11 protein-coding genes and 1 pseudogene are annotated in these 10,506 nt (G+C 71.2%); 6 read left to right on the forward strand and 6 right to left on the reverse strand.

Annotated elements, in window-relative coordinates; genetic code table 11:
• Positions 1–94: 94 nt before the first annotated feature.
• Complete coding sequence (locus tag AB0B89_RS31375) at positions 95–1,171, forward strand: HAMP domain-containing sensor histidine kinase (protein WP_358560022.1); 1,077 nt, start codon at positions 95–97, stop codon at positions 1,169–1,171.
• A gap of 36 nt (positions 1,172–1,207) precedes the next feature.
• On the opposite strand, the gene AB0B89_RS31380 is transcribed toward AB0B89_RS31375, so the two are convergent.
• A complete protein-coding gene (locus AB0B89_RS31380) occupies positions 1,208–1,891 on the reverse strand; it encodes a response regulator transcription factor (RefSeq protein WP_358560024.1) in 684 nt (227 codons plus the stop codon).
• Positions 1,892–2,276: 385 nt separating this feature from the next.
• On the opposite strand from AB0B89_RS31380, the gene AB0B89_RS31385 reads away from it, so the two are divergent.
• Positions 2,277–2,990 carry a hypothetical protein gene (locus AB0B89_RS31385; RefSeq protein ID WP_358560026.1) on the forward strand — a complete coding sequence of 238 codons (714 nt, stop codon included), beginning with the start codon at positions 2,277–2,279 and terminating at the stop codon, positions 2,988–2,990.
• Between the two features lie 82 nt (positions 2,991–3,072).
• On the opposite strand, the gene disA is transcribed toward AB0B89_RS31385, so the two are convergent.
• From disA to AB0B89_RS31410, 5 genes are all read right to left on the reverse strand, one after another.
• Positions 3,073–4,161, reverse strand: coding sequence for a DNA integrity scanning diadenylate cyclase DisA (gene disA / locus AB0B89_RS31390; RefSeq protein ID WP_358560028.1), 1,089 nt, complete (start codon positions 4,159–4,161; stop codon positions 3,073–3,075).
• A 67-nt stretch (positions 4,162–4,228) separates the two neighbouring features.
• Complete coding sequence (radA, locus tag AB0B89_RS31395) at positions 4,229–5,662, reverse strand: DNA repair protein RadA (RefSeq protein WP_358560030.1); 1,434 nt, start codon at positions 5,660–5,662, stop codon at positions 4,229–4,231.
• Between the two features lie 57 nt (positions 5,663–5,719).
• Positions 5,720–6,034: a thioredoxin gene (gene trxA / locus AB0B89_RS31400; protein ID WP_358560032.1), complete on the reverse strand. Its 315-nt coding sequence runs from the start codon at positions 6,032–6,034 to the stop codon at positions 5,720–5,722.
• Entirely contained in the window at positions 6,031–6,411 is a 381-nt protein-coding gene (locus AB0B89_RS31405; protein ID WP_358560034.1) for a MerR family transcriptional regulator, read from the reverse strand. The genes trxA and AB0B89_RS31405 overlap by 4 nt, the downstream gene beginning before the upstream one ends.
• Positions 6,412–6,495: 84 nt before the next feature.
• Entirely contained in the window at positions 6,496–7,194 is a 699-nt protein-coding gene (locus AB0B89_RS31410; protein WP_358560036.1) for a class I SAM-dependent methyltransferase, read from the reverse strand.
• Positions 7,195–7,299: 105 nt separating this feature from the next.
• Between AB0B89_RS31410 and AB0B89_RS31415 the strand changes: the two genes are divergently transcribed.
• The 4 genes and pseudogenes from AB0B89_RS31415 to AB0B89_RS31430 all read left to right on the forward strand — a co-directional run.
• Positions 7,300–8,115 (forward strand): sugar phosphate isomerase/epimerase, encoded by an 816-nt coding sequence (locus tag AB0B89_RS31415; protein ID WP_358560038.1) that lies wholly within the window; start codon positions 7,300–7,302, stop codon positions 8,113–8,115.
• A gap of 13 nt (positions 8,116–8,128) precedes the next feature.
• Positions 8,129–8,896, forward strand: coding sequence for a class I SAM-dependent methyltransferase (locus tag AB0B89_RS31420; protein ID WP_358560040.1), 768 nt, complete (start codon positions 8,129–8,131; stop codon positions 8,894–8,896).
• A gap of 40 nt (positions 8,897–8,936) precedes the next feature.
• Complete coding sequence (locus tag AB0B89_RS31425; RefSeq protein WP_358560042.1) at positions 8,937–9,626, forward strand: TetR family transcriptional regulator; 690 nt, start codon at positions 8,937–8,939, stop codon at positions 9,624–9,626.
• Between the two features lie 175 nt (positions 9,627–9,801).
• Positions 9,802–10,506, forward strand: a pseudogene (locus tag AB0B89_RS31430) (Fe-S oxidoreductase); the annotation flags it as partial.

Below are 10,506 nucleotides of genomic sequence, written 5' to 3' on the forward strand. Positions count from 1 at the left end.
GGCACGAAAATTGGCACCATCTATCCAGAATTGTTCACACAAAGAAGTGTTTTGACTCCAATGGGTGACGATGGCATGGTCAGTGTGCATCAGGGTGCCCACCGGCCTCCGTGTCGGCGTCTACGCGACCGACGGGGCACTGCTGTTCGGCGACGGGCCCAGGCGATCGAACCTAGCCGCCGGTTCCCATGACGGCCACGTGCACGAGGCCGTCGAGGACGGCTTCATGGCGGTCTCCGCCCCGATCCCCTCCGACGAGGGGCGCGGGGGCGTGGTGCGGGTGGCCACGCCGTACGACGAGGTCGCGGACCGGGTACACGACACGTGGCTGCTAATGGCGGGCCTGGCGGTGATCGTCGTCAGCCTGGCGATCGCGTTCGCCCTGCGCGCGTCGAGACGGCTGGCCGCGCCCCTGGAGCACCTGACGCGGGCGGCCCAGGCCCTCGGCGCGGGTGACTTCTCCATCCGTGCCCCGCGTTCGGACCTGCGGGAGGCCGACGTCGCGGGCCTCGCCCTCGAATCGACCGCCCAGCGGCTCGGCGAGGTGCTCGAACGCGAGCGCGCCTTCAGCGCCGACGTCTCCCATCAGCTCCGTACGCGCCTCACCGGCATGCTCCTGGGGCTTGAGTCCGCCTTGGCCCGCCCGGACGCCCAGCGTGAGGACGCCATCCGTACGGCCCTCGCTCGGGGCGAGCAACTGCGCACGGTCATCGAGGATCTCGTACGGCTCACGCGCGAGCACGGCGCGCAGGACCGGTGCCTGGACGTCGGGGCGCTCCTGGAAGAGGTCCGGGAGACCTGGTACGGAGGGCTGGCCGCGCAGGGGCGGTCCCTGGCGCTGAACCTGCCCGGCGAGCTGCCCGCCGTCGCCGCGTCGCCCGCGGCGCTCCGGCAGATCTTGCAGGTGCTGCTGGACAACGCCGTCGCGCACGGGAAGGGCGAGATCACCGTGGACGTGGCCGACCTCGGCGACGGGGTCGCGATCGAGGTGGCCGATCAGGGGGCGGGGATCCCCGAGGGGGCCGACGTGTTCGCGCGCCGCTCGGGGGACGAGGAGGGACACGGCATCGGCCTGGCGCTGGCGCGGTCGCTCGCCGAGGCGGAAGGCGGGCGGCTGGTCCTTCGCCGGCTCTCGCCGCCGGTGTTCAGCCTGCTCCTGCCCGTCGCCTGACCCACCCGAGCCCGCGCGCCGCCTCCGCCGGGCCGGCTATACGTCGATCTCGTAGCGGTAGCCGCGGCCCCGGAGGGTCGTGATGCGCTGGGGATCCTCGCCGTGCTCGGTCAGCTTGCGGCGCAGGGCGAAGACGTGCACGTCGAGGGTCTTGGTCGGCCCGAACCAGTTGGCGTCCCACACGTCGTCCATCAGCTGCTCGCGCGTCACGACCTCGCCCGCGCGGGACGCCAGCGCCGCGAGCAGGTCGAACTCCTTGGGCCGCAGGGCCAGTGCCTCGCCGGAGACGTACGCGCGGCGGGCGGGGAGGTCGAGGGTCAGGAGCCCGACGGACAGGGTGCGCTCTCCCGGCGGCGCCGTCTGGCGGCGCAGGTGCGCGCGCAGCCGGGCGAGCAACTCGGTCAGCCTGAATGGCTTGGTGAGGTAGTCGTCCGCGCCCGCGTCCAGCGCGACGACGACCTCGAACTCCTGGGTGCGGGCGGTCAGCACGACGATCACCGTGGAGGGCAGGGCGCTCCGGAGGCGCCGGCATACGGCCACGCCGTCGATGTCGGGCAGCCCGAGGTCGAGCAGGACGAGGTCGGGAGCGCCGTCGCGCACCCGCTCAAGCGCCTGGCCGCCGGTGGTCGCCAGGGTCACCTGGTATCCGTTGCCGCCGAGCGCCTCCAGCAGCTCGGAACCGATGGCCGGGTCGTCCTCCACGACCAGCACACGTGTCATACGGTCGATGGTAAGCGAGCCGGGTACCAGCGAGGCGCTCACCAAGGACGGCACCGTGGGCCCGTAGGAGAGCACCGCGAGGCCCGCGCGAGAGGGCCACGGGGTTCGTGCGAGAGGACTGCGGGTCTGCGCGGGAGGGCCGCGGGGTTCGTGCGGGAAGGCTGCGGGTGCGCGAGAGGGCCGCGGGGTTCGTGCGAGAGGGGCGCGGACGGGTCTCGGGAGTTCGCGGACGGGTCGCGGGGGTCGACGGGAGTTTTCCGGCGCTCGGGTTACACGTCAAGGTCGTCGCTTCTGCCCTGGTCTGTCATGCCTCCCCAACCAGCACGTTCTCCGCTGATCGGCGGGTCGACACCCTTGACGGGCCACAACTCTCCATACTGTGAGTATGGATCCGGACACGTTCCGTGGTGACGTCGGCGTAGAGGGGCCGGACGTCTACTGGCGCCGCAGGGTGTCGGTGCTCACCGGCGCCCTGGTCGTGGTGGCCGTGGTCGCATGGGCCTGCACGAGCGCGTCCGGTGGCCTCGGGTCGGGCTCGCCGGCGCGGCCCGCGGTCGCGGGGTCGAAGGACCCGAGCCCCGGGGCGAGCCCCGCGGTGGTCTCGCCGAGCTCCACTCCGAGCCCCAGCACGACGGCCAAGGCGCCGGCCTCCGCGCGTCCCCCGGTGATCCTCACGCCCTCGCCCCTGCCGACCCGCACCCGCCGCCCCGGCGACCCGTGCCAGAAGCCCGACCTGGTCATCAGCCTGAGCGGCTCGTCCGAGGTCTACTCGGGCAAGGGGGCTCCGAGATTCATGCTGACCGTCGTCAACATCGGCCGCCTCGAATGCACGGTCGACGTCGGGCCGCGCGCGGTCGAGATCCGCATCACCTCGGGGTCCGACCGCGTCTGGTCGACGGCCGACTGCGTGAGCGGCGAAGGCCGCGACGTGCGGCGTCTGCGGCGTGGGGTGCCCCACGTGCGCATGGTCGAGTGGGACCGTCACCGCTCCGCGCCCGACTGCCGCTCAGCCCGTCCGAAGGCCCACGACGGCACCTACGTCGCCACGGCCCGGCTGGAGTCGCTGAAGAGCCCGAAAGTGATCTTCCACCTACGCTGACGCGGGCCTGCCAGGACATAGCGCTCCAAGGGTGCTCACGCGCAGCGCATCAAGGATGCTCGGATGGAGCACTCGAAGGTGCTCAGACGTAGCGCTCCAGGATGGAGGCCTCGGCGAGGCGCGACAGGCCCTCGCGCACGCTGCGCGCCCGCGACTCGCCGACGCCGCCCACCGACTGGAGGTCCTCGGTGCTGGCCGCCAGGAGCTTCTGCAGGCCCCCGAAATGGTCCACGAGGCGGTCGACGACGCTGCCGGGGAGCCGGGGCACCTTGGCCAGCAGACGGAACCCCCGGGGGCTCACCGGCCCGTCGAGGGCCTCGGAGCCCGCATGGCCGAGCACGCGGGCGACGGCCGTGAGGTCGAGCAGGTCGCCGGGGGACAGCCGGTCGAGCTCCGCCAGCGACTCGAAGACCCTGAGCGGGCGGCGTCCGGTCCCGGCCGGGAGGTAGTCGCGCATGATCAGGTCGCGGTCCTCCTCGACGCCCGCGACCAGCTCGGCCAGTTGCAGGGAGAGCAGGCGCCCGTCGGTGCCGAGCTCGACGACGTACCCCTCGATCTCGCCGGCGATGCGGCGGACCATTTCGAGCCGCTGCACCACGGCGGCGACGTCACGGACCGTGACCAGGTCTTCGATCTCCAGGGCCGACAGGGTGCCGGAGACCTCGTCGAGGCGCATCTTGTAGCGCTCCAGGGTCGCCAGGGCCTGGTTGGCCTTGGACAGGATCGCCGCGGACTCCTCCATGACGTAACGGACGCCGTCGAGGTACAGGGCGATGATGCGCATGGACTTGCTGATGGAGATGACGGGAAAGCCGGTCTGCCGCGCCACCCGCTGGGCGGTGCGGTGCCGGGTGCCCGACTCGTTGGTGGGAATGGAGGAGTCGGGGACCAGGTGGACCGCCGCACGCACGATCTTGTTGCCGGCGCGGTTGAGCACGATGGCGCCGTCCATCTTGGCCAGCTCGCGCAGGCGGGTCGCGGAGAACTCCACGTCGAGCAGGAAGCCGCCCGTGCAGACGACCTCGACCGTTTCGTCATAGCCGAGCACGATGAGGGCACCGGTGTGCCCGCGCAGAATGCGCTCCAGGCCGTCACGCAGCTCGGTGCCTGGAGCGAGCGTGGCAAGAGTGGACCTTCGGCGCTCGTCGATCCCCTTGTTGGTGTGTGCCACATGGCCCCCGCTGGTCGCTGACGTCGCCCAGTTTACCGGCGAAGCGGTGACCGGACCCGGACGGTGCTCAGGTGACGTGCGTGAGCGCGTCCCAGACGTTCTCTGCCTCTGTGACGTCGAAACCGTGGGAAAAGTTCGTCGTACGGATGGGAGGGCTGGTCACGGGGACCGGATGGAGCGCGTCGCGCCCGTCGGCGCTCGGGAGCGCGGAGGGCTCCTGGTCGAGCGACCCGGCGGGCACCAGGGCGTGGGTGAAGCCCAGGCGTGCGGCCTCGGCCACCCGGCGCCTGACGTCTCTGACCGGCCGCAGCTCCCCGGCCAGGCCGACCTCGCCGAGCACGATCAGGCCGGGCGGCAGGGGACGGTCGCCCGCCGCGCTGGCCACCGCGAGCATCACCGCGAGGTCGACGGCGGGGTCGTTGAGCCTGATGCCGCCCACGGTGGCGGTGAAGACGTCGCAGCCGCTCAGCCGGGCGTTCAACCGGCGCTCAAGCACGGCGAGGATCATCGTCACGCGGAAGGGGTCGAGGCCGGAGGAGGACCGGCGCGGCTGCTGCGCCTCCGTGGGGCCGACGAGGGCCTGCACCTCGGCCGGGAGCGGACGGGTGCCCTCGACCGTGACGGTGACGCACGTGCCCGGCACCGGCTCGGAGCGCCGCGAGACGAACAGCCCGCTCGGGTCGGGCAGCCCCTGGATGCCGCGCTCGTTGAGGTCGAAGCAGCCGACCTCCTCGGTGGGGCCGAAGCGGTTCTTGATGGACCTGACCATGCGCAGCCGCGAGTGGCGGTCGCCCTCGAAGTGGAGCACCACGTCGACGAGGTGCTCAAGGACTCGCGGCCCGGCGATCGAGCCGTCCTTGGTGACGTGGCCCACCAGCACGGTGGACATGCCGCGCTCCTTGGCCAGGCGGACGAGGTTGCCCGTGACCTCGCGCACCTGCGTGACCCCGCCGGGGACGCCCGAGGCGGCGGAGGAGCCGATGGTCTGCACCGAGTCGACGATGAGGAGCCGGGGCTGGACCTTCTCGACGTGGCTGACCAGCGCGGCGAGGTCGGTCTCCGCCGCCAGGTAGAGCTGGTCCTGGATGGCGCCGATGCGGTCGGCCCGCATGCGCACCTGGGCGGCGGACTCCTCGCCTGTGACGTAGAGCACGGTGTCGTGGCGTGCCGTGCTGGCGGCGGCCTCCAGCAGGAGCGTGGACTTGCCGATGCCCGGCTCGCCGGCCAGCAGAACGACGGCGCCGGGCACGAGGCCGCCGCCGAGCACCCGGTCGAGCTCGCCGATGCCGGTGGTGCGTGCTCGGGCGAACTCGGCCTTGACCTGGCTGATCGGCAGCGCGGGGGCGGACACAGCGCCACCCTGGACGACGTGGACCCCGGCGCGTGCGCCCTCTTCGTCGACCGTGCCCCAGGCCTGGCACTCGCCGCAGCGGCCCACCCACTTGGCGGCCCGCCACCCGCACTCGGCACAGCGGTAACCGAGCTTCTGCGTCTTGGTCATGCGGGGCACGCTATCGGCCCGGGCCGACAAACTCGCTCTCACGGGCCTCCGGGCAGATCAGAAATGGCCGTCCAGCTCGGCGAGCAGCAGGCGCTTGGGCTTGGCGCCGATGACCTGGCGGACCACCTCGCCGTCCCGGTAGAGGTTCAGCGTGGGGAAGCCCATCACGCCGTAACGGGCGGCGATCTCCGGGAAGTCGTCGGCGTTCAGCTTGGCCACGGTCAGGCGCCCGTCGTACTCGTTCGCGATCTCCTCCAGGATCGGCGCGACCATGCGGCAGGGTGGGCACCACTCGGTCCAGAAGTCCACGAGGACGGGCTTGTCGCTCTTGAGTACCTGCTCGTCGAAGTTCTCGTCGGTCAGTGTGATCATGTCGTTCCTCCGGTTCTGAGCACGCATCCGGGGCACGCCTCGGAGAGCTGTGCGGCCACCTCGGCCCTGCGGCCGAGCAGGGTGCGTATCTGCTCGTCGATCTCGGCGAGTTTGCGCCGGTAGACCTCGACGGACTCGGGGCAGGCGTTTCCGGCGTGGTTGCCCGCTCGCAGGCAGTCCACGAAGGGACGGGCGTCGTCGAGGGTGAACCCCACGGTGAGCAGGGAACGGATCTCGGTGACCAGCTTCAGGTCGGACTCGTCGTACTCCCTGTAGCCGTTGGCCGTCCTTCGGGCCGGGAGCAGTCCCTGCTGCTCGTAGTAGCGCAGCGCCCGAGTGCTCACTCCCGCTTGCCTGGCCAGCTCCCCGATCCGCATGGGCCCTCCCTGGTACGCGCTCAACGCTAATCGTTGACGTTAACGTCAAGGTCAAGCCATCGCGTCCCGGGAGATACGCGAAGGTCAGAAGTGGCGCCAGCGCAGCACGTTGGGGTAGTCGAGATCGAGGCCCTGGGTCCGCGCGATCGCCTCCTCGGCCACGGCGGGGGCGAACTCGATGCGCAGGACCGCCTCCAGGTCGGCCCTGGACGAGAAGACCATGCGCAGGTCGAGCTCCTGGCGCCGCCATCCCTGGCGCGACCAGAACGCCTCCACGGCCGCCGCGGAGTACGACGGCACGGTGCGGCTGAACCAGCCGCCGAAAGCGCCCCTGGTCGCGTCCAGGTCGACGACGAAGGCGGCCCCGCCCCGCCGTACGACCCTGGACAGCTCGCGCAGGCCGGGCTCGCACCCGGGGCCGAAGAAGTACGCCCACCGGGCCACCGCGACGTCCACGGAGGCGTCGGGGACCGGCAGCGCCTGGGCCGTGGCCGTGCGGACCGAGACGCCGGGAAGCCCGCGGCAGCGCTCGGCGGCGAGCGTGGCCAGACCCGAGTGGGGCTCGACGCCGACGACCTTGCTCGCGGTGGTGGCGAAGGCGGGCAGGTGGAAGCCGGTGCCGCAGCCGATGTCGAGGACGACGCCCCCGGTCCACGGCCGGATGGCGGACATCGCCGCGTCCACGACTCCCTCGGGGTCGACGGCGCGGTTCTCCAGCTCGTAGGTACGAGGTGAGTTCCAGATGTTCGGACTGGGGATGGCCCCGTCAGCGATCCGCGCCATGAGAACACGCTAGACCAGCCGGAATGCGGGCCGTTCAATTGTGATCTTCATTGCATCCGGGTTGCGGAGCGCCACCTGGCCGTGACCCGGCTTAGGCTGGCAGATGTGACCGACGTCATCCGAGTCCCGAACGCCAAGATCGCATTGTCCACCGCGTCGGTGTATCCGGAGCGCACTCCGGACGCCTTCGAGCTGGCCGCGCGCCTCGGTTACGACGGCGTCGAGGTCATGGTCGGCGCCGATCCGGTGAGCCAGGACATCGACGTGCTGGAGCGGCTCTCCGACCATTACCAGTTGCCGGTGCTGGCCGTGCACGCCCCGTGCCTCCTCGTCACCCAGCGGGTGTGGGGCCGTGACCCCTGGGCCAAGCTGGTCAAGGCGCAGAAGGCGGCCGAGCGGCTCGGCGCGCGCACCGTCGTGGTCCACCCGCCCTTCCGCTGGCAGCGAGACTACGCCCGTGACTTCGAGACCGGGCTCGCCCGCATGCGCGACGAGACCGACGTGACCTTCGCCGTGGAGAACATGTTCCCCCTGCGCGCCCGCGGCGCCGAGGTCGTGCCCTACTCGCCGGGGTGGGATCCCGTCGACCAGGATTTCCCGCAGGTCACGCTCGACCTGTCGCACACGGCCGTCTCGGGCTCCGACGCCCTCGAAATGGCCGAGAAGCTCGGTGACCGGCTCGCCCACCTGCACCTGGCCGACGGCGTCGGCACCACCAACAAGGACGAGCACCTGGTGCCCGGCAGGGGGAGCCAGCCCTGCGCGCGCATCCTCGAACGCCTGGCCACAGCGGGGTACGGCGGCCTGATCGTGCTGGAGATCAACACGCGCAAGGCCGCAGGGCGCACCGAGCGCATCGACGACCTGGCCGAGGGCCTGGCCTTCGCCCGCCTGCACTTCGCCGCCTCCTCGACGACATGATCCGATCGACGCCATGAGCCACGAGGTGTTCGACCGCGTCGCCGAGGCCTACGACGCGGCCAGGCCGGGATATCCCGACGGCCTGTACGACGCGCTCGCCGACCTGTCCTCCATCTCGCTGGCCGGGGCGACCGTTGCCGACGTGGGCGCGGGCACGGGCATCTCGACGCGGGGCCTGCTCGGCAGGGGGGCGCAGGTCGTCTCCGTCGATCCCGGCCGGCGCATGCTGGCCCGGCTCGTGGCCCGCACGGACTCGCCGCGCGCGGTCGTGGGCGACGGCAACGCGCTGCCGCTCCGCTCCGGGTCGGCCGACCTGGTCTGCTACGCGCAGGCGTGGCACTGGCTGCGTCCCGAGGAGTCGATCAAGGAGGCGCTCCGGGTGGTGCGCCCCGGCGGCGCCGTCGCGGCCTGGTGGAACACCCTCGACCTGGGCGCGGGCTCCGCCGACTGGCTGGTGGCCTACGAGGTGCGGCTCGCCGGGAGCTGCCCCGGCTACCAGGGTCCCGCGCTGCCCGATTGGAGCGTGCCTCCGGTCGCGGCGGCGATGACCCGGGCGGGGCTGACCGTCAGCGAGGCCTGGGTCCACTGGACCCGTGACGTGGGCGTCGCCGACTTCCTGCTCGACCTGCGGTCCCACTCCTACGTCGCCGCCATGGACGACGCCGCCGCGGACCGGCTCGTCGAGCGCGAGCGCGCCGAACTGCTGAGGGTCTTCCCCGGCGGCCGGCTCACGGTGCCGATGCGGGTCTACCTCGCGGTCGCCTCCAGGGCGGACGGGTGAGCGTGGCTCGCGAAGCGCACACGGCGCGGAAGGCGGGCGGGTGAGCGCGGGTGGCGACGGCGCGGAAGGCGGGCGCCTGAGCAGGGGTGACGACGGGGAAGGCGGGCGCCTGAGCAGGGGTGACGACGGGGAAGGCGGAGGGGTGGCGACCGAGAGGCGGCGTCCGGGGCGGCGTCCGGGGTCGGCGGACACGCGAGGCGAGATCGTCACGGCGGCACGCAAGATCTTCTCCGAGAAGGGCTTCGACAAGGCGACCATCCGGGGCATCGCCCGCGAGGCCGGGGTCGACCCGGCGCTGGTCCACCACTACTTCGACACCAAAGAGGGAATCTTCGTCGCGGCGCTGCGGTTGCCGGTCAACCCCGCGGAGATGATCCCCCTCATCCTCCAGGGGCCGCGCGAGGAGATCGGCGAGCGCCTGGTCAGGTTCCTGCTGACGATGACGGCCGATCCGCAGGCGCGCGAGCCGATCATCGCCCTGGTGCGCAGCGCGATGACGAACGAGCAGATCGTCGCGATGATCCGCGAGTTCCTCACCATGGCCGTGATGAACCGGGTGGCCGAGGGGCTGGGCATCCCGGCGGTCCGCATGCAGGTCGCGTTCGCGCAGGTGTTCGGCGTCGTCCTCATGCGGTACGTGCTGCGCCTGGAGCCTCTGGCGTCCGTCGAGATCGAGGAACTGGTCGAGATCCTGGCTCCTACCATCCAGCGTTATCTCGGAGACGACTGACCGGCCCCCGGGCGAGCTTTTCCCAGAGCATTGTTCTAGTATCGGTCCGACCAATCATGAAGGTCCCGCGTCCGACTTTAAGTTACCGGCGGGTACTATTCGATATGGTCTCGCCGTAACCGTGGATGACCGGTGTGTCTACGCTGGGCAGCCAACGCCATAGTTTGGAGGACCCGTGCTCCTTGTAGCGATCATCGGGCTTGTGATGACCGCCGTGGCGGTCACGCTCGCAGGTCGCCGCGTGCTCTGGCTCCACAGCCTCGCCACAAGCGGCCAGCCCGCCCCCGAGCGGGTGCAATACGCCAAGGAGAACATCGGCGCCGAGCTCAAGGCGCAGCTCGTCGAGGTGTTCGCCCAGAAGAAGCTGCTCAAGTGGACACCGTCGGGCGTGGCCCACTTCCTGGTGTTCTGGGCCTTCGTGATCCTGGCGACGGTCTACCTGGAGGCGTACGGGGCGCTGATACAGGGGGCGGTCACCGGCAGGCCGGACTTCCACATCCCTCTCGTCGGCACCTGGCCCGTCCTCGGGTTCCTCCAGGACCTCATCGCGATCGCGTGCGTCCTCGGCCTCGCGTCCTTCGCGGCCATCCGCATCGCGAACTCGCCGAAGAAGCTCGGCCGCGCCTCGCGGTTCTCGGGCTCCCACCTCGGCGGCGCGTGGCTGATCCTGTTCATGATCTTCAACGTGATCTGGTCGCTGTTCCTGTTCCGCGGCGCGGCGATCAACACGGGCAACTTCCCCTACCGCGCCGGGGCCTTCGGGTCCGAAGCCTCCGCGGCGCTGCTCCGCCCCCTCGGTCACACCGCGAACGAGGTGCTGGAGAAGGTCGGTCTGCTGCTGCACATCGGTGTCATGCTGGTGTTCCTGGTGATCGTGGTG

Source organism: Sphaerisporangium sp. NPDC049002 (assembly GCF_040649355.1).
In the GTDB taxonomy this organism is placed as follows: domain Bacteria; phylum Actinomycetota; class Actinomycetes; order Streptosporangiales; family Streptosporangiaceae; genus Sphaerisporangium.